We start from the raw sequence: 23,052 nt of genomic DNA, 5'->3' as shown, positions 1-23,052 counted from the left end.
GGCCCAGCATCGCCCCCCTGCGCGGCACAGGCCGTCGGCTGATCCGGCCCAGAGGCCTCCGGCATCCCCTCAACCGACCGTCACCAACCCCCCCGCTATACTGGTCCCCCCTGACCCGGCAGCCCCATGAGCGACCGTTTCCAACTCGTATCGCCGTATTCGCCGGCTGGCGACCAGCCGAACGCGATCGAGAAGCTGACCAGCAACTTCGAAGCCGGCGTGGCCAAGCAGACCCTGCTGGGCGTGACCGGCTCGGGCAAGACGTACACCATCGCCAACGTCATCGACCGCATCCAGAAGCCGACGCTGATCATGGCGCCGAACAAGACGCTGGCCGCGCAGTTGTACGGTGAGTTCAAGGCGTTTTTCCCGCACAACGCGGTGGAGTACTTCGTCAGCTACTACGACTACTACCAGCCCGAGGCCTACGTGCCCTCGTCGGACACCTTCATCGAGAAGGACAGTTCGATCAACGAGCATATCGAGCAGATGCGCCTGGCCGCGACCAAGACCCTGCTGTCGCGCCCGGATGCGCTGGTGGTGGCGACCGTGTCGGCCATCTACGGCCTCGGTGCGCCCGAAGATTACCTGTCGCTGCGCTTGATCCTGTCCAAGGGCGAGCGGATCGACCAGCGCGACCTGATCAACCACCTGACGCAGTTGCAGTACACGCGCAACGAGTACGAGCTGCATCGCGGTACGTTCCGTGTGCGCGGCGAGGTGATCGACGTGTTCCCGGCCGAGTCGGACAGCGAAGCCCTGCGCATCGAGTTGTTCGATGGTGAAGTGGAAAAGATCACGCTGTTCGACCCGCTGACCGGCGAAACACTGCGCAACATGATGCGCTTCACCGTGTACCCGAAGACCCACTACGCCACCACGCGCGAACGGGTGCTGGGCGCTGTGGAGACGATCAAGGTAGAGCTGAAGGAACGGCTGGACCAGTTGTACGCAGAGAACAAGCTGGTGGAAGCGCAGCGACTGGCGCAGCGCACCCAGTTCGACATCGAGATGATGGCCGAGGTCGGGTTCTGCAACGGCATCGAAAACTACTCGCGTCACCTGACCGGCAAGCCTGCCGGCTCGCCGCCGCCGACCCTGTTTGATTACCTGCCGCCGGACGCGCTGCTGGTGATCGACGAATCGCATGTGACGATTCCGCAGATCGGCGCGATGTACAAGGGCGACCGTTCGCGCAAGGAGACGCTGGTCGAATTCGGTTTCCGCCTGCCCTCGGCGCTGGACAATCGGCCGCTGCGTTTCGAGGAATGGGAACAGCGTTGCCCGCGTGCGATCTACGTGTCGGCCACGCCCGGTCCGTATGAATACCGCGAAGCAGGCGAGGACATGGCGGAGCTGGTGGTGCGCCCGACCGGCCTGATCGATCCGATCGTGGAAATCCGCCCCGTCGGCACGCAGGTGGACGACCTGATGAGCGAGGCCAACGAACGGATCAAGATGGGCGACCGCGTGCTGGTCACCACCCTGACCAAGCGCATGGCCGAGAACCTCACCGAGTACCTGAGCGAGCACGGCATCCGCGTGCGTTACCTGCATTCAGACATCGAGACCGTGGAGCGGGTGGAGATCATCCGCGACCTGCGGCTGGGCAAGTTCGACGTGCTGGTGGGCATCAACCTGCTGCGCGAAGGTCTGGACATGCCGGAGGTGTCGTTGGTGGCGATCCTGGATGCGGACAAGGAAGGTTTCCTGCGCTCAACCGGTTCGCTGATCCAGACCATCGGCCGCGCGGCACGCAACGTGCGCGGCAAAGCGATCCTGTATGCGGACCGGATGACGCGGTCGATGCAGGCGGCGATCGATGAGACCGACCGGCGCCGGGCCAAGCAGGTCGAGTACAACGAAGAGCACGGCATCGTGCCCAAGTCAGTCGCCCGCCCGATTGTGGACGTGCTGGAGGGCGCGCGCTCTGACCCCTACGACAAGGGATCGCGGAAGGGGAAGGGCAAGGCCGGAAAGATCGGTGCGGTGGAGCTGGCGGAGGAGGGTGCCGATTACGCCACGCTGTCGCCATCCCAGGTGGCAACGCGGATGAAGGCACTGGAACAGCGGATGTACCAGCACGCCAAGGACCTGGAGTTCGAGGAGGCCGGCCGCGTGCGCGACCTCATCAAGCGCCTGAAAGAAGCCAGCCTGGCCTGAAGCGGGCACGCGTAGCGCCTGGCCACGCTCGGCGGAATCCCCGAAAGCGCGCGCAATCCTCTCTTTCGAAGATTCTTCACAAAAGTGTTGCACAACCCCGGTCTCCTCCGTAATATACGCGGCCTGCCCCGACGCAATCGCAACGGGTCAGGACGCAACAAACGGGCGGTTAGCTCAGCGGTAGAGCACTACCTTGACATGGTAGGGGTCACAGGTTCGAACCCTGTACCGCCCACCACTTCCAACGAAGTGGATAACGAAAAAAGCCAGCCATTGCGCTGGCTTTTTTGTTTGCGTGGATTCCTGGAGTGAGTCTCGACAGGTCGCCCGCATCCGGTAGTGACGGCCGCTGGCCGTCAAGCTTCGGAACTTCCAAGCGGCCTGCGCGATGCGCGCGCATGAGGCAAGTCCCGCACTAGGATCAAAGCGTCTTTGCTTCTCGAAAACCTTCCAACCGCATGGACCTCACCCCGCAGCAAACGCCTGGCGCAAGCTGTGCAGTGAATCCTGCCGACAGGTTGTCGCGCACGCTTCGCCCATCTTGAATTCCTGCAGGCGCATGCCGACCAGCGTCAGCGACAACGCATAGCCGCTACCGGGTGTGTTGCGCGCATGGCTGATGGCATGGCGGGCAAGCGCATCCACGTGGTCGCGATCCGGCAGCAGGCCCAGGTACGCGCGTTCGGCGCTGTCCAGGTCCGGAGCCATCAGCACGACCCGCGGATCGTGAGGAGGAGAGAGCAGGGCGGGCGCAGGGCTGGCCGGGGAGGGGGAGGCATCCATGGCGTCGTTCGGCTCGATACAGAAGCGGTCCGTGCACGATGCGACATCAACATTGTCGGAACATTGCGCGGCGGCCGGGGGGCTTATCATCCACGCTGTTCCTCCCTGGCCTACCGGTTCCCCATGCGCATCCTGCTGGTTGAAGACGACCCTGATCTGTCCCGTGCGCTGCAGTCAGGGCTGGAACGGCAGGGCGTGGTCGCCGATGCCGTGGATACGTTGGCCGCCGCGACGGCCGCGCTGCGCGAGCCGGTGCACCAACTGGTGCTGCTGGACCGCCAGTTGCCCGACGGTGACGGTGCGGATTTCGTCGCGGTGGCGCGCGCCCTGCGTCCCAACATCCCGGTCATCATGCTCACCGCGAAAGGCAGTCTCAGCGACAAGGTGGAAGGCCTGGACGTGGGCGCGGACGATTACCTCGTCAAGCCGGTTGCCATTGAGGAGCTGATGGCGCGCATACGCGCTGTTGCGCGGCGACCGAGCGAGATGGTGGCGCCGGTGCTGAGGCTGGCCAACCTGACCTTCGATTTCGAATCCCTGCAGGCCGACGTGGAAGGCCATACGCTTCCCTTGCCGCGCAGGCAGGTGCTGGTGCTGCAGGCCCTGGCCCTGCGCCAAGGGCGCACGGTCACGCGCAGCGCGCTGGAAGAGGCGGTGTACGGCTTTGACGATGACATCCAGTCCAACGCACTGGACGCGCATATCTCCAAGTTGCGCAAGGCGCTGCAGCAGGCGGGGGCGCGCGTGGAAATCCATGTGATCCGCGGCGTGGGTTACCTGTTGGCCGAGGTATGAGGATGAACACCGATATCCGCTCTATTTCCCTGGGCCTGGCGTGGCGCGTGTGCCTGGCGCAGGTGTTCACCGTGCTCATCGCAGTGATGGCGTTGATCCTGACCTGGGGTGATCAGGATTCGGTGCAGATGGACATGTTCATCTCCGACGATGTGGTGGAAGCGCTGCACGGGGATGGCACGGCGATCACCTTGGACCGTGCGCGCTGGGACGCGCTCAATGCACGCGCTGGCGGCAACCTGTGGTTCGTGGCGGTGGACGAACGCGGCAACCGCCTGTCCGAGGGCGCGGTGCCGGAGATCCATCGCGAACTGCTCTCCCGCCTGGAGCGGGTGGGCTACAGCGAGCTGGGATCGTTGACGCCGCCCTACCTGGATGCTGCCCGCATCATGATCAGCAAGGAGAACGGCCGACGGCTGACGGTCATGGTCGGCGGGCAGCCCAAGGGCGGCATGTGGGAGGGCGCGCTGCTGGTGCTGCGGCTGATCGGACCGTGGTTTTTCCTGCCGCTGATTGTCGTGACTCTGCTGGTCATGCCGCTGGTGATCCACCGTGCGATGCGCGGGGTGCGCCGTCTCGCCCAGCAGGCCAAGCAACTGGATATCGGCAAGGCAGGCGCACGGCTGGATACGCAGATGGTCAGCAGCGAGATCGCGCCGCTGGTCAGTGCGTTCAACGATGCCATCGGCAAAGTCCAGCAGGGCTATGCCGCCCGTGACAAGTTCCTGGCGGATGCGGCCCATGAGCTGCGGGTGCCGATCGCCGTGGTGCAGGCGCGCCTGTCGCAGCTGCCGCAAGGCGCACTGAAGGCGCAACTGCTCAACGACGTGGCGCGGCTGGGCAATGTGGCTGAGCATCTGCTCGATCTGCAGCGCCTGGACCGCAGCGTGGAAAAACTGCAGCCACTCGATCTGGCGATGCTGGCGCGCACGGCCGCGGCGGAACTGGCGCCGTTGGTGATCGGTGCGGGCTACAGCTTCGAGGTGGATGCACCGGAACAGCCGGTGTGGATCGTCGGTGATGGCATCGCGCTGGGGCGTGTGCTCGCCAACCTGGTGCACAACGCCATCGTGCACGGCGGGGGGCGCGGCACCATCAGCGTGAGCCTGGACAGCCGTGGGACGCTGGAAGTATCGGACCAGGGTGCCGGTGTGCCGGAGAATGATCGTCAAGCTATTTTCGAGCCGTTCCATCGGCTGCGTGCCGCCGGCGGTGGCAGTGGGCTGGGCCTGCATCTGGTGAAGGAAATCGTCCAGCACCATGAGGGAACCGTCTCGGTGGGCGAGGCGCCGGGAGGCGGTGCCAGTTTCCGCATCGCCTTCCACCGCACGGTGCGTCGGCCCGACTGATCCCCCGACACGCGGTCGGGCACTGCGCCGATATGAGCCGGCGACCGGCCGCGCGATGCTGGCGGCATGGGGGGACAGGTCCGCGATCATCTCGTCGTGCCGCCGGGCCTGTTGGGCACGTCCAGCGCGGCGGCGCTGGTGGCCGGCGCTACGGCATGCTGCCAGCTGCCGGCGCTGCCTCCCGTCGCCGCCGCCTGGACGGGATGCGCGGTGGGCCTGCTGCTCTGGCTGCTGCGCTGGCGCGGTCGATGGTTGGGCATGCTGCTGATCGGCTGCGGCTGGGCGGCCATGCATGGCCACTGGGCCTTGGCCGCGCAGCTGCCACCACAGGATCCCCCCCGTGACCAGCTGCTGACCGGCACCGTCATCGACCTGCCTGAGCACCACCCCACGTACAGCCGCTTTCTGCTTCGCATCGCAGACGGCCCTGAGCTGCCGGTCGCATTGCGCGGGCGGCGGGTGCAGGTCTACTGGAGCGCGCCGTTCGCGCGGCCTTCGGCACGTCCCTCCACGCAACCGGCAGCGGAGGAAAAACGCCACAGCGTGCAGGCGGGATCGCGCTGGCAGCTGCCGCTGCGCCTGCGTGCACCTCGCAGCCGGATCAACCCCGGTGGGTTCGATGGCGAGCGACATGCCTTGCTGCTGGGTATCACCGCAACCGGGTCCGTGCGCGATGGCGGCAATGCGCGCGAGATCGCGCCGTCCACAGGGCTGGGTGCCTGGCGCGAGCGGATGTCCGCGCGCATCAGCGCGGCATTGCAGCGGCCGACGTCGCGCTTCATCGCTGCCTTGGCGCTTGGCGATACGCGCGGCTTGTCCGACACCGACTGGGAGCAGCTGCGGGCGCTGGGCCTGACCCATCTAATCGCCATCTCCGGCTTTCACGTGGGCCTGGTGGCGGGCGGTGTCGCGCTGATGGCCAGCCTGCTGTGGCGATGTACCCGCCTGCTGCCGATGTTGTTGCCGCGGCCTATCGCGGTGGCGCTGGCTGCGGCAGTCGGGGCAGCGTGCTATGCGCTGGTGGCGGGGCTGGCGCTGCCCACGGTACGCACGGCCTTGATGATCGTGGTGGTGGCGTTGGCGCGCTGCGGCCGACGGCGCATGGCCTGGGGCCAGTCGCTGGCGCTGGCCGCATTCGCCACCCTGCTGGTCGCGCCGCTGTCGGTGCTGGTGGCTGGCTTCTGGCTCAGCTTTGGTGGCGTGCTGTGGCTGCTGTGGTGCCTGCCCGGTGGTGGACGGCCGGAGGGAGGCTTGCGCGGCATCCTCAAGCCGTTTTTCGCTGCACAGGGCGTTGCCACTCTGGCGCTGCTGCCGCTGGGGATCAGTCTGTTCGGCCAGGCCTCGCGGATCGGGCCGCTGGTCAATCTGCCGGTGGTGCCGTGGTGGAGCCTGGTGGTGGTGCCGCTGGCCCTGCTCGGCACGGCGCTTGAGGCCCTCCACGCTGGGCTGGGGCAGTGGTTGTGGCAGCTGGCCGACTGGAGTTTCGCGCTGAGCTGGCGCTGGCTGCAGCCCCTGTCTGAATGGAGTGGGGCAGTGTGGTGGCTGCCGGAAGCACCGCGCTGGACCTTGCCGCTGGCGTTGCTGGGCGTGTTCTGGTGGCTGCTGCCTCGGGGGCGGGGGGGCGTGCTGGCGGCGCCCTTGTTGTGCCTGCCGCTGCTGTGGCCATCGCGGGGCGCGCCGGCCGCGGGCGAGGTGGAGCTGCTGGTGATGGACGTCGGCCAAGGCACGGCGGTGCTGGTGCGCACGGCCACCCATGTGCTGCTGTACGACCTCGGGCCACCGGGTGCAGGCAGCGATGCCGGTGAACGCGTGGTGGTGCCAACCCTGCGCGCCTTGGGCACCGGGCCGCCGCAGCGGGTGATGCTCAGCCACGGTGACGCTGACCACGCGGGCGGACTGCCTGGCGTTCGTGCGGCGTTTCCCGAAGTCCCCGTGTCGGCGCCGCTGGGGGCCGGCATCGCAGTGGCCACGCCCTGCCACGGTGGCCAGCGCTGGAACTGGGACGGCGTGGACCTGCAGGTGCTTCATCCCGCACCTCGCCATGCCGAGCGCGGGAACGAGAGCAGTTGCGTGCTGCGTATCGCCACCGCGCACGGGGCCGTACTGCTTGCCGGTGACATCGGCACGTCCAGCGAAGCGGCCCTTCTGCGCGGCGACCGCGCGGCGTTGGCCGCGCAGGTGGTGCTGGTGCCGCACCATGGCAGTGCCGGGTCGTCCAGCGCCGCCTGGGTGGCGGCGGTGTCGCCGCGGCTTGCGCTGGTGTCGGCTGGTCATCGCAACCGCTTCCGCCATCCGCGGGCAGAGGTGGTGGCGCGTTGGCACGCGGTCGGGGCCGAAGTGCTGAACACCGCCGAATCGGGCGCCGTGCGCGTCTGGCTGGGCGGGCAGGGCCTGCAGGTGCGCGAACAACGTGCGCATGCTGGCCGCTGGTGGGATGCTGCGGGGCGGACGCGGGCGGCTGCTATCCTATCGGTGGACAAACAGGCGGCCGCTGGGCCGGAGGGTTGAAACGTGTGGGAACTGGTCAAGGCCGGTGGCTGGCCAATGGTGCCGCTGCTGCTGTTGGGTGTGTTGGCTTTGGCGATCGTCCTGGAGCGTTTCTGGTCCCTGCGCCGTAACGAGGTCCTGCCGCCGGGACTGGGCCAGGATGTGCGCAACTGGGCCGCGCGCGGCAAGCTGGATCCAGCGCACCTGCAGACCCTGCGGGCAAACTCGCCGCTGGGCGCTCTGCTGGCTGCCGCGCTGGATGCGCGCAACCGACCGCGCGACCAGATCCGCGAGCGCATCGAAGACACCGGGCGCTTCCTCGTCCATCGCATGGAGCGCTTCCTCAACACGCTGGGCACCATCGCCTCGGCCGGCCCGCTGCTGGGCCTGCTGGGCACGGTGGTCGGCATGATCCAGATGTTCATGGGCATCCTCGACCACGGCGTGGGTGATGTGAACCAGTTGGCCGGTGGCATCGGCAAGGCACTGGTGTGCACGGCGACCGGCATGATCGTGGCCATCCCGGCGCTGATGTTCCACCGTTACTTCAAGGGCCGCATCAACGGCTACGTGATCGAAATGGAGCAGGAAGCCAGCGCCCTGCTGGATGCGCTCGATGGGCGTCCCAGCGTACTGGCGACGGCTGCCCGCGCGGCCGGCCAGGCGACCGCGCCCACTGCGCCGTCCCCGGCCAAGGTCTGACGGATGCGCATCCGCAACGACCGTGCCGCCGATGAGCCGCACATCGACCTGGTGCCGCTGATCGACGTGATCCTGGTGCTGATCATCTTCTTCGTGGTCACCACCACCTTCGATGCGCGGTCCACGCTGCAGGTGCAGCTGCCGCATGCTAGCCAGCAGGCCAACAGCGAGCCGCCGCGCGCGCTGAGCATTCTCATCAATGCCGACGGCCGTTACTTCGTCAACGATCAGGAAGTGCTGCGCACCGACGTGGAGTCGGTCAAGCAGACCATCGCCAGCGTTGCCGGTGAAGACCGCACGCAGTCGGTGCTGCTGCGCGCCGATGCACGTACTCCCTACCAGGCCGTGGTCACCGCGCAGGATGCGCTGGGCCAGCTTGGCTTCCGCAGGATTTCCATCGCGACCGCTCCCGAGGTGCGTCAATGAGTTCCACACACGCGCCCGTCTGGCCGATCTACAAACGCCTGCTGGGCTACACACGCGCCTATTGGGTGTTCATGGTGGCTGCCGTGGTGGCCATGGTGGTTGAAGCCCTGGCCGGCTATCACTTCACCAAGCTGATGGAGCCGCTGGTCAATCGGGGCTTCGTCAACCCGGAACCGCGCATGGCGGTGATCCTGCCGCTGACCATCCTTGGCTTGTTCATGATGCGCAGCCTGGCCACGCTGGTCAGCGATTACACGCTGGCACGCACCGGACGCAGCGTGGTGCGCGACCTGCGCGAGCAGGTGTTGGACAAGTACCTGCACCTGCCGTCGTCGCACTTTGATACCGAAGCCACGCCGGTGATGGTCAGTCGCCTGAACTTCGACACCGAGCAGGTCACCCAGGCCAGTGCGGATGCGCTGAAGACGCTGGTGGCCGACACCCTGACCATCATCGCGATGCTGGTGGTGATGCTGCAGATGAGTGTCAAGGTGACCGTGGCGATGCTGGTGGTGGTGCCGCTTATCGGGGTCATCGTGTCCTTCGTGGGCAAGCGCTACCGGCGCATCAGTCGCGGCATCCAGGACGGCATGGGCACCATGGCGGCCACGGCCGAACAGTCCCTGGCCGCACAGCAGGAAGTGAAGGTGCATGGCACGCAGCAGCTGGAGATCAGCCGCTATGCGCGGCTGGCCAACCGCATGCTCGGCTTGAACATGAAGGTGGAGACCACGCGCGCGTTCGCTTCCAGCACCGTGCAGTTCCTGGCGGCGCTGGCGCTGGCAGTGATCGTCTGGGTCGCCACGCGCGAGGCGCTGGTGGGCAAGCTCAATGCCGGCCAGTTCATGGGCCTGATGACCTCGATGATGGCCATCATTCCGTCGCTGCGGCGCTTGACCAGCGTGCAGACGTCGATTTCGCGCGGCGTGGCCGCCGCCGAACGTCTGTTCTCCATCCTCGATATGCCGGTGGAGCGTGACAAGGGCAACCAGCACATCGGCCGGGCGCGCGGCGAGCTGGCGTTCGAGCACGTGATGCTGCGTTATCGCGAAGATGCCGGCACGGCGCTGGATGACATCAGCTTCGTCGCGGCACCCGGTACGGTGACCGCCGTGGTCGGCCGCTCGGGCAGTGGCAAGACCAGCCTGATCCGCCTGGTGCCGCGCTTCTACGAGCCCAGTGGCGGACGCATCACGCTGGATGGCGTATCGCTGGACGACTACCCGCTGGCCGACCTGCGTCGGCAGGTGGCGATGGTGGGGCAGAAGGTGATGCTGTTCGATGACACCATCGGGGCCAACATCGCCTACGGCATGGATGCCAGCGAAGAACAGATCCGCAGCGCCGCAGAGGCAGCCAACGCCTGGGAGTTCATCGCCCGCCTGCCGCAGCAGCTGCAGACGCCAGTCGGCGAAAACGGTGCACTGCTGTCGGGTGGCCAGCGCCAGCGCCTGGCGATCGCCCGCGCGATCCTGCGTGATGCGCCTATCCTGATCCTGGACGAGGCCACTGCGGCACTGGACAACGAATCCGAGCGGCTGGTGCAGGACGCCCTGCAGCGCCTGATGCCGGACCGCACCACGCTGGTGATCGCGCACCGCCTGTCCACCATCGAGCACGCAGACCAGGTGCTGGTGATGGACCAGGGACGCATCGTCGAACGGGGTACCCACGTCGAACTGTTGGCGATGGGTGGCCTGTACGAGCATCTGTACAAGATGCAGTTCCGCGAAAGGCAGGCCTGATGTCCGGCAAAGGTACGCAGACACCGGTTTACTGGTACGACGGCTCGACGATTCCGTTCGGCATGCGCCTGCTCAGCCCCGTGTATGCGGCGGTGACCGGGCTGCGTCGACGGCTGTTCCGGCGCGGCTGGCTGAAGCAGCACAGCCTGCCGGTGCCGGTGATCGTGGTGGGCAACATCACCGCCGGTGGCACCGGCAAGACGCCCCTGACCATCGCGCTGGTACAGCGCCTGCGCGATGCGGGATGGAAGCCGGGCGTGGCGAGTCGTGGCTATGGCCGCGACGCGGCCGAGACCGCGCGCTGGGTGGACGCCGATACGCCCACCGATCTGGGCGGTGACGAACCGGTGCTGATCGCCTGGAAAACCGGCGCGCCGGTACGCGTGGACCGTGATCGGGTGGCTGCCGGCAAAGCCCTGGTGGATGCCGGCTGCGATGTCATCGTCTGCGATGACGGCCTTCAGCATTACCGCCTGGCGCGCGACATCGAGATCGAAGTCATCGACGCCCAGCGTCGCTATGGCAACGGCCGCCTGCTGCCTGCCGGCCCCTTGCGCGAGCCGGTGGCCCGCGCGTCGGAATGCGATTTCCGCGTCGTCAATCTCGGCTCAAGCAGCGGTGAAGCAGCGGAAAGCGCCTGCGGTTTCGGCCAATGGGCGATGAGCCTGCGCATCGACAGCGCCCAGCCGTTGGTGGGGGGGCGCCTGCGTGCACTTTCTCATTTCGCCGGACAGCGCGTACATGCGGTGGCCGGCATCGCCAATCCGCAGCGCTTCTTCGACATGCTGCGTGCCGCGCGCATCGGTGTGGTGCCGCATGCCTTCGCCGATCATCACGCCTACCAGGCCGCTGATCTGCGCTTCGGCAGTGAGCTGCCGATCCTGATGACCGAAAAAGACGCGGTGAAGTGCCGCGCGTTCGCCAACGACTGGCATTTCGCGGTGCCGCTGCAGGCCGACCTGCCTGCTGCCTTCTGGGTGGCATTGACCGATCGCCTCGAGAAACTGCGTGCGGGCTGATGTGCCGCATGAACTGCCTGAAAGGACTGCTCCCATGACTGACTTCGTCGTCGCCATTCCCGCCCGCTATGCGGCATCGCGCCTGCCCGGCAAGCCGCTGCGGCTGCTGGGTGGCGAGCCCCTGGTGCTGCATGTGGCGCGACGCGCGCTGCTGGCCGGTGCGCGCGAAGTCTGGGTCGCCACCGATGACACGCGCATCGCCGATGCGCTGGGCGGGCTGGCCGACGTCAACGTGGCCATGACTGACGCCGCGCATGCATCGGGAACCGACCGGCTGGCCGAGTGCGCGCGGATCGCCGGCTGGGCCGATGACACGGTGGTGGTCAACCTGCAGGGCGATGAGCCCTTCGCGCCGGCAGCCGGCATCCGCGCCGTGGCCGAGGCGCTGGGCGATGGCCAGGCACCGATGTCTACCCTGGCGACCCTTGTGGAGGACGCCGAAACCCTGTTCGACCCCAACGTGGTCAAGCTGGTACGCAACGTGCGCAACGAGGCGATGTACTTCAGCCGCGCGCCGATCGCCTGGCACCGCGATGGCTTTGCGCGCAGCCGCGAGGTGCTGCCGGACGGTCACCGCTGGCTGCGTCATATCGGCATCTACGGCTACCGCGCCCGCTTCCTGCAGCAGTTCGCGGCGATGCCGCCGGGAACGCTGGAGCAGGTCGAGAATCTGGAGCAGCTGCGCGTGCTGGAGGCAGGTTTTCCGATCAGCGTGGCGTTGTCACCGGCCCCGTTCCCGCCGGGCATCGATACGCCGGAAGACCTGGCGCGGGCCGAAGCACTGCTGGCCGCCGGCCAGGCGTGAGGCTTGGCCGGCAGGGTCTGGGGGCACAACGATTGCATGACACGGTCTCCGGCATAATCAGCGCATGAATGCCCAACCCGTCCAGGATCTCCCCGAATTCGCCACGTGGCTGAATGCTGCGCCGGCCACCTTGAGCGAACTGCGTGGCCGACCGCTGGCGCTGCTGTTCGTCAACGCGGCGTCGGTCTGGTGCGCGCAGCGTCTGGCCGAAGTGGCCAACTGGCAGTCGCGCAACCCGGGCCGCCTGCAGGTGCTGGTACTGCAGGTGCCGCGCTTCGATTTCGAACGGGACCAGGCGGCATCGCTGAAGCTGCTACGGCGGCAAGGGCTGAGCTCGATCGCACTGCTCGACAGCGATTGGGATGGCTGGCGCCGGTTCGGCGTGACCGCGTGGCCGACGATGGTGATGATGGATGTCTATGGCCGCGAGAGTGGCCGACTGGTCGGACTGGGGCAGCCCGGCGAGCTGGATCGCTGCCTGAACGAGCTGTGTGCTGGCGCGCAGGCCGCCGATATCGCGCCGCTGCGTGAGTTGAATCCAGAGCCCCGCGTGCCGCTGTGCTTTCCCACCGGCCTGGCGGTAACCACCGAGCGGCTGTACATCGCCGACACGGGACACCACCGCATCCTCGAATGCAGCCATGGCGGCCGTGTGCTGCGCCAGTTCGGCCAAGGCACCGCCGACCTGATGGATGGCGGCGCGCAGGAGGCGGCGTTCAACCGCCCGCAGGCCTTGGTGGTGGAGCGTGAATGCCTGTACGTCGCCGATACCGGCAACCATGCCCTGCGGCGCATCAACATCATCACCGGCCAGGTCGACACGTTGTGTGGCAACGGGCGCTGCGGCGAGCCGGTGGAGGGCGAGCTGAGCGATCCGCGGTCCTCGCAGCTCAATCACCCCATCGGCCTTGCTCTGGCCGACAACGAACTGCACATCGCCATGGCCGGTGACAACCGGATATGGAGCTATCACCTCGGCCAGCGACGCCTGCAGCGGCGCGCCGGGAGCGGGATCATCGATCAGCGCGACGGCGCCGGAAACGTGGCGGCGTTTGCCCAGCCTACCGCCCTGGCGGTAGTGCAGCAGGCACTGTACGTGGCCGATGCGCTGGGGTCGTCGGTCCGGTCGCTGCAGTTGCGCGGTGACCTGGTGCAGACGCTGGTGGGGCAGGGCATGTGGAGCCACGGTGCCGAGGACGGCCCGCGCGAGCAGGCCAGCCTGCAGTTCCCGCAGGCCATCGCACTGAGCCCGGATGCGCCGCTGCTGTGGATCGCCGATACCGGCAACGGGCGGCTGCGCACGCTGCGGCTGGGCGGTGGCGAGCTGCTGACCCAGGCGCTGCCACGGCGGCTGCATGGGCCGGCGGGGCTGGCGGCCGGCGCAGGCGCGGTATGGATCGCCGAAACCGATGCACATGCCGTGCTGCGTCTGGACCCCGCCAGTGGCGTGCTGAGCGAAGTGCCGATCACCGAATGAACGAAGTACCCGCTTTTGATGGCAAGGCGTTCGCCGCTGCCTTGAGTACCGCGCCCGGCGTCTACCGCATGTACGGTGCCGACGATGCGCTGCTGTACGTGGGCAAGGCGCGTGCGCTGCGCAACCGCGTCGGCAGCTACTTCAACGGCAGCCCGAAGAACGCACGCATCATGTCGATGCTGTCGCAGATCGTCAGGATGGACGTAACGGTCACGCGCTCGGAAGGCGAAGCGCTGCTGCTGGAAAACCAGCTGATCAAATCGCTGTCGCCGCGTTACAACGTGTCGCTGCGCGATGACAAGACCTATCCGCATGTCCTGCTGACCCGCGAGCAGTGGCCACGCATTGCGCTGCACCGCGGCCCGCGCGCGGTGCCGGGCCGCTACTTTGGCCCGTATCCCGGCGTCACCGCCGTGCGCGAAACGCTGAACCTGATGCACAAGCTGTTCAAGCTGCGCAGCTGCGAAGACAGCGTGTTCCGCAACCGCTCGCGGCCCTGCCTGCAGTATCAGATCGGTCGCTGCAGTGCGCCGTGCGTAGAGCTGGTGCCGGCCGAGGACTACGCCGAATCGGTGCGCCGGGCGTCCATGTTCCTGGAAGGCAAGAGTGATGACCTGACCCGCGAGCTGGGCGAACAGATGCAGGCCGCCAGCGAGTCGCTGGAATTCGAACAGGCCGCGCGGTTGCGTGACCTGGTCAAATCGCTGCGCAGCATGCAGACCCGGCAATATGTCGATGGCCGCGCGGCCGACCTGGACGTGCTGGCGGTGGCCACGCGCGGAGCGCAGGCCTGCGTGATGCTGCTGGCGTTCCGTGATGGCCGCAACATGGGCACGCGGCCGTTCTTCCCGCGCACCAATGGCGAAGACAGCCCGGACGAAGTGCTGGGCGCGTTCGTATCGCAGTACTACGTGGAATTCCAGCCGCCGCGCGAGATCCTGCTGGACCGCGAAATTCCCGATGCGTCCCTGCTGGAGGTGGCGTTGTCCGCCTCCGCCGAGCACAAGGTGCAGTTGAAGTGGAACGTCCGCGGCGAACGCGCGGGGTATCTGGAACTGGCCAGCCGCAATGCGCAGTTGACCTTGGCCACCGAGCTCAACAGCCGGGATTCGCAGCACGCGCGCAGCGAGGCCGTGCGCGAGATGCTGGGCCTGGCCGAGCCGGTGAAGCGGGTGGAATGTTTCGATATCAGCCACACCATGGGCGAGGCTACGGTGGCATCGTGCGTGGTGTTCGACGCCGCCGGTCCAGTGAAAGCGCAGTATCGCCGTTTCAACATCACCGGCATCGAGCCGGGGGATGACTATGCGGCCATGCGCCAGGCCATCGACCGACGCTTCCGCCGGGCGGTGGAAGAGCAGGGCGTGCTGCCGGATGTGCTGTTGATCGACGGTGGTGCTGGCCAGCTCACCCAGGCGCAGGAAGCGCTGGCCGACCTGGGCGTGGAAGGCGTGCTGCTGGTGGGCGTGGCCAAGGGGGCGGAACGCCGCGCCGGACACGAAGCGCTGGTGCTGCCCGACGGTCGCGAGCTGCGCCCGGGCGCAGCCTCGCCAGCCCTGCAGTTCATCCAGCAGGTGCGCGATGAGGCGCACCGCTTCGCCATCACCGGCCATCGCGGCCGCCGCCAGAAAGCGCGGATGACCAGCAAACTGGAAGATATCGCCGGCATCGGCCCACGGCGGCGGGCCAGCCTGCTCAAGCATTTTGGCGGACTGGTCGGCCTGAAGGCGGCAGGCGAGTCGGAAATAGCCAAGGTCGAGGGCATCAACGATGCCCTCGCTGCCCGTATCTACGCTAACCTTCATGGACTGCCCGAGCCGAATGCGGCGGGCGAGTAGAGAGATCTGATGACGTTGACCCTCCCCACCTGGCTGACACTGCTGCGGATCCTGATGATCCCGGTGCTGGTGCTGGTGTTCTATCTTCCCTATACATGGACGAACTTCGCCTCGGCGGCCCTGTTCGGCTTGGCAGCGATCACCGACTGGCTGGATGGCTGGATCGCGCGGCGCTACAAGCTGGAATCGGCGTTCGGCGCGTTCCTGGACCCGGTGGCTGACAAGCTGATGGTGGCCGTGGCGCTGTTCCTGATCGTGCAGGGGCACCCGACCCCGTGGATGGCCTTCTGGGCGGCGGTGATCGTCGGCCGAGAAATCGCCGTGTCCGCGCTGCGCGAGTGGATGGCGGAACTGGGCCAGCGCGCGAAGGTGCGCGTGGCGATGATCGGCAAGGTCAAGACCACCGCGCAGATGGTGGCCTTGCTGTGCCTGCTGTATTCCGTAGCGCCCAACACCCCGGTCGAGTCGATCTGGATGGGCCCGCCGGTGTTCCATATCGGCGACTGGACCCTGGCGATCGCCGCCATGCTGACGCTGTATTCGGGCCTGCAGTATCTGCATGCCGCCTGGCCGAGCCTGCGCGCCGATGAACGCGCGGCACGCGAACGGGCGCGATTGAAGAAAGGCGGCTGACGAGCCTGTTGACACCGATGTGAAGACAGGTAAAATGCCGCCTCCCAAGCGGGAATAGCTCAGTTGGTAGAGCGCAACCTTGCCAAGGTTGAGGTCGCGAGTTCGAGTCTCGTTTCCCGCTCCAGAATCTGAAAAGAGGCCGAAAGGCCTCTTTTTTTGTTTTCGCGTTTCTTGACTCCTGCGCTGGCTGCTGTAGAATGCCGCCTCCCAAGCGGGAATAGCTCAGTTGGTAGAGCGCAACCTTGCCAAGGTTGAGGTCGCGAGTTCGAGTCTCGTTTCCCGCTCCAGGTTTTCGAAAAGAAGCCCACGTGGCTTCTTTTTTTTGCCTGCATCCCGCGCTGGAAAACCAGCATCCGGACTGTTCGATTGCAGATGAACAGGCTTGACGAGATGAAGGTTTTTAGACACAATATCGCTTCTTCGGCGCAGGTCGAAGAAAACGCGGGAATAGCTCAGTTGGTAGAGCGCAACCTTGCCAAGGTTGAGGTCGCGAGTTCGAGTCTCGTTTCCCGCTCCAGTTTCACCGGGCCCCGGAAGGGGCTTTGTTTTTCTCCCGCGCTGGCTACGCGGGGCAGCGGTGCTAGTCAGCGTCCTGCAACGGAAAAACGATGTGTTGAAGCGTGAAAAACGCTGGTGTGGTCCCGGGTCATCCGGTAGCATGTCGGCCTCACGCGGGAATAGCTCAGTTGGTAGAGCGCAACCTTGCCAAGGTTGAGGTCGCGAGTTCGAGTCTCGTTTCCCGCTCCAAATCCCGACAGGTTCCAACACGGAACTTCGTCTTACCAGGGTCTCGCATCCTTGGTTGCTGTACACCGGCCTGGTGGCAGAGTGGTTATGCAGCGGCCTGCAAAGCCGCGTACGCCGGTTCAATTCCGACCCAGGCCTCCAGACTAAAGCCCTGATCTTGATCAGGGCTTTTTTTATGTCTGGAATCTGCGACGGACCCCGTGTAAACCCGCCTGGTAGAGCGGACTTCAGTCCGCTGCCGTCCGACATCGCAGCAGCCGCAACGGCAGCCGACTGAAGTCGGCTCTACCGGCCGTTCTACCAGCCCTCTGCGCCCGGCATCGTACCCAGTGCCAACAGCGCAGGGCGCGTGCGGGCGCCGCGTTCGCTCAGCGCCTGCGGCGTGGCCTTGCAGGCGGCGTTGCCCAAGTTGACGTGTTGGCTTATCGACAGCAGATCGTCCTTGTCGGCCAGTACATCGAGTACGTGCGTCGTCTGCAAGCGCTGCTCGATCGCGGCATAGTGCGCGAAGAGTTGGCCAACACCAATTCAGCTGCGAAGGATTTTCGTGCCGAGGTCAGCGAGTACCGCAGCGTCCAACATGTGTCCGTCCACGACAACAAACTGCTGCGGGCGGTGCTCGCAAGGCTGCCGATCGGCAGCCCTTGCCCGGCCGGTCCCTGACTCTGGAAGGAAGTCGCGCCGGATCACGTACTGCAGAAAGACTACATGGTGACCGAGAGCGTGCAGATGCGCAGCGCGCCGCCGTATGACGCCGTGGTGGTCACCGGCGATTCGACGGGGAAGGGAGTGGCAGCCAAGGCCCGGCAGCGAGCGGCGCGGTTCTACTATCTGCAGAAGCTGGCATTCGGCGGCAAGGTGCAAGGGCAGTCGTTCGGCTTGGTGGCCAGCGGTGGTCCGCGCCTCAACCTGTTGCGGATCGAAGAGGAGCTCAGCGCCGTCCACATCCGCTTGGCCAACGTCGTGATCGAGCATTTGCCGTGGCAAGAGTGTGTGCGGCGCTACGACCGCGCCGGGACGCTCTTCTATTTGGATCCGCCGTATTGGCAGACGGAAGGGTACGGGGTCGACTTCGGGATGGAGCAGTACGAGGAGATGGCCAGCCTCATGCGGGCCATGAAGGGCAGGGCGGTGCTCTCGATCAATGATCACCCCCAGATCCGGCAGGCAACGGGGAAGAAGTCGGGGGAGCTCATCATCAAGTCCTGGGAGGACGATCAACTGCCGATGTGGGGCTGAGCCCCTTCAGGCAACCGGCTCCAGAAGCTGCTCGGCGTTGTTCCGTGGGGTATTCACCGTGCGGCTGACCCGGTAGGCCTCCATTGCAGGGGCTCGCTGGCCAGTAGCATTGCCATGGCATCTTCGAGGCCGGTGGCCAGCCAGTCGTCGACCTAGCCCGGCTGCAGCCACACCGGCATGCGATCGTGGATGTCAGCCGACACGCCGCTGCTGTCCCCGGTAATGACGGTGAAGGTGCCGAGGTTGCCCTCGGCCAGCAGCGGGCCTGCGTCCTCCCACAAGCCGGCAGCCAGCAGCGGCCCGGCCGCGTGGATGAACCACGGATCCTTCTTGCCGTCTTCTGGGTTGACCGACCACTCGTAGGTTCCGGCCATTGGCACCACGCAGCGGCGCTTCTTGAAGGCAGCGCGGAACGCCGGCTTCGTGGCCACAGTCTCGATTCTGGCATTGATGGTCGAGCCCCGTAGGCTCGTGGCCTTGGCCCAGAAGGGCAGGAGCCCGCATGCCAGGCGGGTGACCTGCCCGCCGGTGCCGCGATCAAGGATGACCGACGACCGCTGGGTCGGCGCCAGGTTGTAGCTGGGCGGCAGCTCGAGCAGGGCCTGCGCCAGATCGGGCAGGCCGAGTTGGTCAGGCTTGAAGATGGGGGTCTGGACGAATCGGCCGCACATGGGCGGACCATAGGCCGTGCAGGGTGGCGCCGGGGTGAACGCTTCACCGATGTATCGGGCTATGAGACTGCGCCAGCCTATCCTTTGGGCCATGGACGCCGACACCAAGACCCTCACCCCTATGCCCGAGGATTTCCACTGGGCGCCCCGCTGCCATCTGGACAAGCTCCCGACCGGGTTGTTCCTCCACGGCGAGATCGTGGCCAGCATGCAGCAGCGAATAGATGGACCTTGGCTGGCTTACCTATATCTGGAGAGTGGCATTGAGACGCCACTCTTGACGCGCCCGTGCACGTCATTCGAGGCCGGCCGCCGCGGCTGTGAGCTGTGGGCTCTGCGGCACGAGCGTGCGCTGCGCAAGAGAGTGGCAATCAAGCTGCAGTGGATCCAGGACCACGTCGTATTACGTGGCAGGGGGAAGCAGCTGGATCCTCGCGACGTGCTCGGTCCGCCGTAGGCTTGCTCAGCGCTGCCAGCTTGCCGGCCTGCTGCCCCTTGAATGTGATCCGAAAGGCTTGCCAGCGCCTGTTGGAATGCTGCATCGAACAGCGGGGGCACCAGTCGCGTCTGTGCCGTGCACGTCGGCGACTTCCGGTAGCACGTGCAGCCACAGCTCAGCGAGCGCACCGGGCGCAGGATGAGACCCGATGACAGCGTGCAGGCCGTACTCAAGCGCCTTGATGTAGCCGCGTGAGGCCTGCAATTCCAGCTCGCACGCTTCAAGGCGCGAGAGTACCTTGTCTAGGCGAAGGGGCATATGTTCATCCATAGGGCGTGCGCTAAGGATACAGTCCAGCGTACTGCCAAGCTCCAGAAAGCGCCGAGGGCGCTCCCTGCCCTCCAAGCTTCTCGCCATAGCGAATCCTGAAATGTAAAGGCGTTAAGGTGTTGATTTCTCTATAAAGTTACGCAGGCTTCTAAGCCTTTCGCCAATTCGGCGGAGGCCCCCTCTTCGCTTGATCGCTTGCGGCGATGGCCCGCTTCATTCAGCGCGTGGGTACCAGGTGAGGCGACCATTGCGGAAAGCAGGCCTTTCATTCAACATTCGCGCAGTGTAGGGAAGCTTAGTGGGTTGACGGCATGGATCATATCGCCGCGATTGATGCGGGTCTCGCTGGAAAAGTCGAGCCGGGCATGATCGCTAGAAAAGTTTTTCTAACCTACCCGACAATGGCGTTTGTTGGGCAAGAAGATTTGCAGTTTGACATTCTTAATTCCGTGTCAGATAAGTGGGGAGTGCCGATATCGTCCATTCATGTGTGCGGATCCGCCAAGATCGGGGTCAGCGTTCACAAAGGCACTCCATTCGCGTCAGGTACGTCTGATTTGGATTTGGCCATCATAGACGCCGGTCTTTTTGTGAGGTACATGGAGGCAGTTGCGAACTTGACTCGAAACTACTCCATCCGCTCCAGCTTTCCTCTCGTAAAGGGGGTCAGTTATCGTGAGCAATATCTTAGCTACCTAACCAAGGGTATGCTCAATCCCGACTTTATGCCGGTATCTCCTATGCGTGCTGATTGGTCAAACTTCTTTGGGCGCCTCAGCTCTGATCATAGTAAGGCGTTTAAATCTATTTCTGCGATGATCTATTTGTCAGAGCGTTTTTTCGAAACCAAGCAAAGGTCGGTCATTCAGGGGCGTAGGGCCAAAGGAGTTGTGCGGTGATTGAGTATCGAGTTAGGTCGATGTCCTTGCTGAATCTTGTTAACGATATTAGGGCTGGGAGGCTTGTGCCAGATGCATATTTCCAGCGAAATTTGGTTTGGCGTGATGTGCACAAGCGCGAATTTATTGAAACTATACTGAAAGGATATCCTTTTCCCCAGATATTTATTTCGAAAGGGAAGGTTGACGTCGAGGAGATGACGACTATCTCTTGCATTGTTGACGGGCAGCAGCGTTGCAATGCTATAGAGATGTTCTTGGCTGAAGAATTCGAAGTGGGTGGGCGGACTTTTTCAAGCCTAGCGGATGAGGAGAAGTCGGCATTTTTGAAATACGACGTTCCTGTGATCGAGCTTGATCTTGAAAATGACGACCCAAAAGTTCAAGAGATTTTTCAACGCATCAATCGTACATCCTCGTCATTGACGTCTATCGAAAAATTGGCTTCCCAGTATTCCACGTCCGAGTTCATGCTGGTCGCAAAGCTTCTCGTTAATCAAGTCAGCCTGGTCCCCTCGCGTGACGAAGATTTCAGAGAAGATCCTAATATCACAGCGGAGTTTTACGCCTGGGCCAAGGTGCAGCGCGTTAAATCGATCCAGAAGCTGATGAGTGAGAAGGGTGTATTTACCTACCAAGAGATCGCACGAAAAACGAACTTGATGCATGTTCTTAACGTGATGGCTACGCTCTTAGGCGGCTACTTCAATAGAAACGAGAAAGCGACCGACTTGCTGGATGATTTTGCGCTTTCGTTCGAGCAGCGGGATGAGGTGGTAGGACTCATAGAGGAGTCGGCAAACTTTCTACTTTCACTTGGGTTCAAGACCAAATCTTATTGGCTGAACAAGGCCAACGTATTTTCCCTGCTGGTGGTCATTGCCGCGTTGAGAAGAGAAGGGGTAGCACTAGATAGCGATCGCGTGCAGGTAAATCTTGGTCGTTTTGAAGCCGATCTGCCGGCAGATTACAAGCTCGCCGCGGCTGAAGGTGTCAACAGCACTAAAGCGCGCCAGCTTCGCGACGAGTACCTCCGCACGGTGCTTTGCTACTAAGACGTGCATCGGTCGGTCCGATGAAATAGATTGATGGGGGCGTGGCAGAATGGGTGTCAATTGGCCATAAGTCTCTGAAAAATAAGCTGGCGTTACGGCCTGCAAAGCCGCGTACGCCGGTTCAGTTCCGACCCAGGCCTCCAGACTGAAGCCCTGATCTTGATCAGGGCTTTTTTTATGTCTTCGGTCCGACCGGGTGCTTCGATCTGTGGTCTTGGCGCGTGTCGCATGCTGCCTATTGCCGCATGGATGGTGGCCAATGCGGCGTCTTCTCTGGCCCCGCGCTTCGCGCCATCTTCTGTCCTTGGTGGCTACGTGCGATCCATGGCACATATGGGCAGAACTTCGCAATTTTCCTCATGGACGCAGGTACTTGCCGCTGCGCACGATGGATCCCGCTGGTGCCACGGGGCATCAGCCGGGATTGCCATCCTGTTAGTGAGTTAACCGTTGACTCTGTTCTGCCCCCTGGGGCACGGCGGAGAATGCACTGCATCGCCTATCGGTTTCATGGCAGGCGATGCGGGGGATCCCTGATCCGCCGGTTAATGGTTTACTCACCCGGTATGGCAACCCGCATCGCCCGCCACCTTGCGCCCCAGCGCAGGTGGCCTCACTGCGAGGTCCTGCCGTTGACTACCGAACATCCCCTGAGCTCCGCGCGTCTCGCCTCCCTGCTAGGCGAGCAGATCCACGACGTGCCGCAGAAATTCATCGAGACGCTGGAACGCCGTCTGCAGCAGTACGCGGCTGAGCACCCGGCGAGTACGCGACTGACCCACCTGACGCTGGTGCCGTCGCTGCCTGCACCTGAGGTAGACCCGTCCGCCGAACTGGAGCGCGTCGGTAAAGTCGCCGTGCCAATCCGCGTGATGCAGGCTCTGGATGCGGCTTTGGAAATCCTGCATGCCGAGCACATAGCGCGTTGCGATGGGGATAGCACGTCGTTGCTTGGAGAGCACCTGGTAGATGGCTTGCTGGTTGCTGGCCGGGAACTGATCAAGGCCTCGGCTGGGAAGCAGTTGCAAGTGCGATGAGCGCGGCGGTCCTTGGCCCTTTGCACACCTGAATCAGTGGGCGCGGTGGTGCGTTCCATCTTCGCCGCGCTCGGGTCATTCAATACCTTTCGAGAGGGTCACAGCGATCCCGTATGGCTGTAGCGCATTGGCAGAACAGTAGGTATGCGGCAGCGAGGATAGCGGTTTTTGAGTCCCACATACGTGATCCTTGACGTCGTTGGGTCGCTGCTGAGGCAACAGAAGGCTGCCTGCGGGTAGAGGTAAACCAGTCTGGTAGAGCGGACTTCAGTCCGCTGCCGTCCCGCATCGCAGCAGCCGCGACGGCAACGGCAACCGCAACGGCAACCGCAACCGCAACGGCAGCCGACTGAAGTCGGCTCTACCGGGTATCAGTGTGGCCAGTGCCAACAGGTCACGGCGCGTGCGGGCAT

19 protein-coding genes, 6 tRNA genes and 1 pseudogene are annotated in these 23,052 nt (G+C 64.6%); 23 read left to right on the top strand and 3 right to left on the bottom strand.

Features of this window, described 5'->3' with window-relative positions; genetic code table 11:
- The first annotated feature begins 126 nt into the window (after positions 1 to 126).
- Positions 127 to 2,163, top strand: a complete 2,037-nt coding sequence (gene uvrB / locus ICJ04_RS12005; protein WP_188324467.1) for an excinuclease ABC subunit UvrB — start codon at positions 127 to 129, stop codon at positions 2,161 to 2,163.
- A 163-nt stretch (positions 2,164 to 2,326) separates the two neighbouring features.
- A tRNA-Val gene (locus ICJ04_RS12000) sits at positions 2,327 to 2,401 on the top strand.
- A 227-nt stretch (positions 2,402 to 2,628) separates the two neighbouring features.
- Here the strand turns inward: ICJ04_RS12000 and ICJ04_RS11995 are convergent.
- On the bottom strand, positions 2,629 to 2,946 hold the full coding sequence (locus ICJ04_RS11995; RefSeq protein ID WP_223202875.1) for a hypothetical protein: 318 nt from the start codon (positions 2,944 to 2,946) through the stop codon (positions 2,629 to 2,631).
- 123 nt (positions 2,947 to 3,069) lie between these two features.
- Here ICJ04_RS11995 and ICJ04_RS11990 point away from each other — a divergent pair, with 123 nt between their 5' ends.
- The 16 genes from ICJ04_RS11990 (at position 3,070) to ICJ04_RS11915 (ending at position 17,110) form a co-directional block, all read left to right on the top strand.
- Positions 3,070 to 3,741, top strand: a complete 672-nt coding sequence (locus ICJ04_RS11990; protein WP_188324466.1) for a response regulator transcription factor — start codon at positions 3,070 to 3,072, stop codon at positions 3,739 to 3,741.
- Between the two features lie 2 nt (positions 3,742 to 3,743).
- Positions 3,744 to 5,090 (top strand): HAMP domain-containing sensor histidine kinase, encoded by a 1,347-nt coding sequence (locus ICJ04_RS11985; protein WP_188324465.1) that lies wholly within the window; start codon positions 3,744 to 3,746, stop codon positions 5,088 to 5,090.
- 66 nt (positions 5,091 to 5,156) lie between these two features.
- Positions 5,157 to 7,598 (top strand): DNA internalization-related competence protein ComEC/Rec2, encoded by a 2,442-nt coding sequence (locus ICJ04_RS11980; protein WP_188324464.1) that lies wholly within the window; start codon positions 5,157 to 5,159, stop codon positions 7,596 to 7,598.
- Positions 7,599 to 7,601: 3 nt separating this feature from the next.
- Complete coding sequence (locus ICJ04_RS11975) at positions 7,602 to 8,279, top strand: MotA/TolQ/ExbB proton channel family protein (protein WP_188324463.1); 678 nt, start codon at positions 7,602 to 7,604, stop codon at positions 8,277 to 8,279.
- A 3-nt stretch (positions 8,280 to 8,282) separates the two neighbouring features.
- Positions 8,283 to 8,705, top strand: a complete 423-nt coding sequence (locus tag ICJ04_RS11970) for a biopolymer transporter ExbD (RefSeq protein WP_188324462.1) — start codon at positions 8,283 to 8,285, stop codon at positions 8,703 to 8,705.
- Positions 8,702 to 10,450, top strand: a complete 1,749-nt coding sequence (msbA, locus tag ICJ04_RS11965) for a lipid A export permease/ATP-binding protein MsbA (RefSeq protein ID WP_188324461.1) — start codon at positions 8,702 to 8,704, stop codon at positions 10,448 to 10,450. Before ICJ04_RS11970 ends, msbA begins: the two co-directional genes overlap by 4 nt.
- Positions 10,450 to 11,469 carry a tetraacyldisaccharide 4'-kinase gene (lpxK, locus tag ICJ04_RS11960; protein WP_188324460.1) on the top strand — a complete coding sequence of 340 codons (1,020 nt, stop codon included), beginning with the start codon at positions 10,450 to 10,452 and terminating at the stop codon, positions 11,467 to 11,469. The genes msbA and lpxK overlap by 1 nt, the downstream gene beginning before the upstream one ends.
- A 34-nt stretch (positions 11,470 to 11,503) precedes the next feature.
- Positions 11,504 to 12,274 carry a 3-deoxy-manno-octulosonate cytidylyltransferase gene (gene kdsB, locus ICJ04_RS11955; protein WP_188324459.1) on the top strand — a complete coding sequence of 257 codons (771 nt, stop codon included), beginning with the start codon at positions 11,504 to 11,506 and terminating at the stop codon, positions 12,272 to 12,274.
- 64 nt (positions 12,275 to 12,338) lie between these two features.
- Positions 12,339 to 13,751 carry a hypothetical protein gene (locus ICJ04_RS11950; RefSeq protein WP_188324458.1) on the top strand — a complete coding sequence of 471 codons (1,413 nt, stop codon included), beginning with the start codon at positions 12,339 to 12,341 and terminating at the stop codon, positions 13,749 to 13,751.
- Complete coding sequence (gene uvrC / locus ICJ04_RS11945) at positions 13,748 to 15,589, top strand: excinuclease ABC subunit UvrC (protein ID WP_188324457.1); 1,842 nt, start codon at positions 13,748 to 13,750, stop codon at positions 15,587 to 15,589. The genes ICJ04_RS11950 and uvrC overlap by 4 nt, the downstream gene beginning before the upstream one ends.
- 9 nt (positions 15,590 to 15,598) lie before the next feature.
- The gene (gene pgsA / locus ICJ04_RS11940; protein ID WP_188324456.1) at positions 15,599 to 16,222 is read left to right on the top strand and encodes a CDP-diacylglycerol--glycerol-3-phosphate 3-phosphatidyltransferase; all 624 of its coding nucleotides are present in this window, start codon (positions 15,599 to 15,601) and stop codon (positions 16,220 to 16,222) included.
- A 48-nt stretch (positions 16,223 to 16,270) separates the two neighbouring features.
- Positions 16,271 to 16,346: transfer RNA gene (locus ICJ04_RS11935), tRNA-Gly, on the top strand.
- Positions 16,347 to 16,433: 87 nt separating this feature from the next.
- A tRNA-Gly gene (locus tag ICJ04_RS11930) sits at positions 16,434 to 16,509 on the top strand.
- A gap of 154 nt (positions 16,510 to 16,663) precedes the next feature.
- Positions 16,664 to 16,739, top strand: a tRNA-Gly gene (locus ICJ04_RS11925).
- A 154-nt stretch (positions 16,740 to 16,893) separates the two neighbouring features.
- Positions 16,894 to 16,969 (top strand) — tRNA-Gly (locus tag ICJ04_RS11920).
- A 67-nt stretch (positions 16,970 to 17,036) separates the two neighbouring features.
- A tRNA-Cys gene (locus ICJ04_RS11915) sits at positions 17,037 to 17,110 on the top strand.
- Between the two features lie 156 nt (positions 17,111 to 17,266).
- On the opposite strand, the gene ICJ04_RS11910 is transcribed toward ICJ04_RS11915, so the two are convergent.
- The gene (locus ICJ04_RS11910; RefSeq protein WP_188324455.1) at positions 17,267 to 17,449 is read right to left on the bottom strand and encodes a hypothetical protein; all 183 of its coding nucleotides are present in this window, start codon (positions 17,447 to 17,449) and stop codon (positions 17,267 to 17,269) included.
- Between ICJ04_RS11910 and ICJ04_RS11905 the strand changes: the two genes are divergently transcribed.
- Both ICJ04_RS11905 and ICJ04_RS11900 read left to right on the top strand, forming a co-directional pair.
- Positions 17,435 to 17,632 (top strand): hypothetical protein, encoded by a 198-nt coding sequence (locus ICJ04_RS11905; RefSeq protein ID WP_188324454.1) that lies wholly within the window; start codon positions 17,435 to 17,437, stop codon positions 17,630 to 17,632. The two genes, ICJ04_RS11910 and ICJ04_RS11905, sit on opposite strands and share 15 nt — an antisense overlap.
- Positions 17,633 to 17,776: 144 nt before the next feature.
- Positions 17,777 to 18,208 (top strand): annotated as a pseudogene (locus tag ICJ04_RS11900) (DNA adenine methylase); the annotation flags it as partial.
- A 152-nt stretch (positions 18,209 to 18,360) separates the two neighbouring features.
- Here the strand turns inward: ICJ04_RS11900 and ICJ04_RS11895 are convergent.
- The gene (locus ICJ04_RS11895) at positions 18,361 to 18,879 is read right to left on the bottom strand and encodes an SOS response-associated peptidase (protein WP_223202874.1); all 519 of its coding nucleotides are present in this window, start codon (positions 18,877 to 18,879) and stop codon (positions 18,361 to 18,363) included.
- Between the two features lie 1,080 nt (positions 18,880 to 19,959).
- Between ICJ04_RS11895 and ICJ04_RS11890 the strand changes: the two genes are divergently transcribed.
- The 3 genes from ICJ04_RS11890 (at position 19,960) to ICJ04_RS11880 (ending at position 22,639) form a co-directional block, all read left to right on the top strand.
- On the top strand, positions 19,960 to 20,547 hold the full coding sequence (locus ICJ04_RS11890; RefSeq protein ID WP_188324453.1) for a hypothetical protein: 588 nt from the start codon (positions 19,960 to 19,962) through the stop codon (positions 20,545 to 20,547).
- 20 nt (positions 20,548 to 20,567) lie between these two features.
- The gene (locus ICJ04_RS11885; RefSeq protein WP_223202873.1) at positions 20,568 to 21,602 is read left to right on the top strand and encodes a DUF262 domain-containing protein; all 1,035 of its coding nucleotides are present in this window, start codon (positions 20,568 to 20,570) and stop codon (positions 21,600 to 21,602) included.
- Positions 21,603 to 22,234: 632 nt separating this feature from the next.
- On the top strand, positions 22,235 to 22,639 hold the full coding sequence (locus tag ICJ04_RS11880; protein WP_188324451.1) for a hypothetical protein: 405 nt from the start codon (positions 22,235 to 22,237) through the stop codon (positions 22,637 to 22,639).
- The last annotated feature ends 413 nt before the right edge of the window (positions 22,640 to 23,052 follow it).

Origin of the sequence: Stenotrophomonas sp. 169 (assembly GCF_014621775.1) — a bacterium.
In the GTDB taxonomy this organism is placed as follows: Bacteria; Pseudomonadota; Gammaproteobacteria; order Xanthomonadales; family Xanthomonadaceae; genus Stenotrophomonas.
Note: the sequence above shows the minus strand (reverse complement) of the source record. Positions and strands in the feature narration are given on the sequence as shown.

Bases quoted from the DNA above. Each gene is read 5' to 3' on its own strand.
- lpxK (WP_188324460.1), top strand. From the start codon at position 10,450: ATGTCCGGCAAAGGTACGCAGACACCGGTTTACTGGTACGACGGCTCG.
- ICJ04_RS11890 (WP_188324453.1), top strand. From the start codon at position 19,960: ATGGATCATATCGCCGCGATTGATGCGGGTCTCGCTGGAAAAGTCGAG.
- kdsB (WP_188324459.1), top strand. From the start codon at position 11,504: ATGACTGACTTCGTCGTCGCCATTCCCGCCCGCTATGCGGCATCGCGC.
- uvrB (WP_188324467.1), top strand. From the start codon at position 127: ATGAGCGACCGTTTCCAACTCGTATCGCCGTATTCGCCGGCTGGCGAC.
- ICJ04_RS11885 (WP_223202873.1), top strand. From the start codon at position 20,568: ATGTCCTTGCTGAATCTTGTTAACGATATTAGGGCTGGGAGGCTTGTG.
- ICJ04_RS11950 (WP_188324458.1), top strand. From the start codon at position 12,339: ATGAATGCCCAACCCGTCCAGGATCTCCCCGAATTCGCCACGTGGCTG.
- uvrC (WP_188324457.1), top strand. From the start codon at position 13,748: ATGAACGAAGTACCCGCTTTTGATGGCAAGGCGTTCGCCGCTGCCTTG.
- ICJ04_RS11980 (WP_188324464.1), top strand. From the start codon at position 5,157: ATGGGGGGACAGGTCCGCGATCATCTCGTCGTGCCGCCGGGCCTGTTG.
- pgsA (WP_188324456.1), top strand. From the start codon at position 15,599: ATGACGTTGACCCTCCCCACCTGGCTGACACTGCTGCGGATCCTGATG.
- ICJ04_RS11985 (WP_188324465.1), top strand. From the start codon at position 3,744: ATGAACACCGATATCCGCTCTATTTCCCTGGGCCTGGCGTGGCGCGTG.
- msbA (WP_188324461.1), top strand. From the start codon at position 8,702: ATGAGTTCCACACACGCGCCCGTCTGGCCGATCTACAAACGCCTGCTG.
- ICJ04_RS11895 (WP_223202874.1), bottom strand. From the start codon at position 18,879: ATGTGCGGCCGATTCGTCCAGACCCCCATCTTCAAGCCTGACCAACTC.
- ICJ04_RS11970 (WP_188324462.1), top strand. From the start codon at position 8,283: ATGCGCATCCGCAACGACCGTGCCGCCGATGAGCCGCACATCGACCTG.
- ICJ04_RS11995 (WP_223202875.1), bottom strand. From the start codon at position 2,946: ATGGATGCCTCCCCCTCCCCGGCCAGCCCTGCGCCCGCCCTGCTCTCT.
- ICJ04_RS11990 (WP_188324466.1), top strand. From the start codon at position 3,070: ATGCGCATCCTGCTGGTTGAAGACGACCCTGATCTGTCCCGTGCGCTG.